Source organism: Oleiphilus sp. HI0125 (genome assembly GCF_001635355.1).
Map to the genome: position 1 here is coordinate 1 of NZ_LWGF01001478.1, position 786 is coordinate 786.

A 786-nucleotide genomic window follows, 5' to 3' on the forward strand; every position below is an offset into this window, starting at 1 on the left:
CAACCTCGTAGATGTATTTGAACCGAGGTGGTATGATCTTCAGCTTTGAAAACAATGCTAAGTCACCGCCTCGGTGGTGTTTTAATTTTAGGGAGAAGCCTAATGGCAATCGAATTACCTGCGCTACCATACGCAATTGACGCTCTTGCACCACACATTTCTCAAGAAACTCTTGAATTCCACCACGGCAAACACCACAAGACTTACGTTGATAAGTTAAACGGCATGATCCCTGGAACTGAATACGAAGGAAAAACACTTGAAGAAATCATCACTTCTTCTTCAGGTCCTGTATTCAACAACGCAGCCCAGATCTGGAACCACACGTTTTACTGGAATTGCTTGAGCCCGAATGGCGGTGGCGCACCAACTGGTAAAGTTGCTGATGCAATTAACGAAGCATTTGGATCTTTCGAAGAATTCCAAGCAGCATTTAACGACAAAGCCGTAAACAACTTTGGCTCAAGCTGGACTTGGTTGGTTAAAAATGCGGATGGTTCTTTGGAGATCGTTAACACATCAAATGCAGGCACTCCAATGACAGAAGGTCAAACTGCACTTCTAACAGTTGATCTTTGGGAGCACGCTTACTACATCGATTACCGTAATGTTCGTCCTACTTATTTGAATGCGTTCTGGGCACTTGTAAACTGGGGTTTCGTTGCTGAAAACCTAGGTTAATATTGCCTCCTTGTTTTTAGTACATTGCACTAAAATCAAGGCATAAAAAAACCGGAGTTTAATTACTCCGGTTTTTTTATGCCTGAAATAGCCTTATCGGATACT

At 42.5% G+C, this 786-nt stretch carries 1 protein-coding gene; it reads left to right on the forward strand.

What is annotated here, in order from left to right; genetic code table 11:
• The first annotated feature begins 102 nt into the window (after positions 1-102).
• Entirely contained in the window at positions 103-681 is a 579-nt protein-coding gene (locus A3762_RS24935; RefSeq protein ID WP_068477327.1) for a superoxide dismutase, read from the forward strand.
• Positions 682-786: the final 105 nt, after the last annotated feature.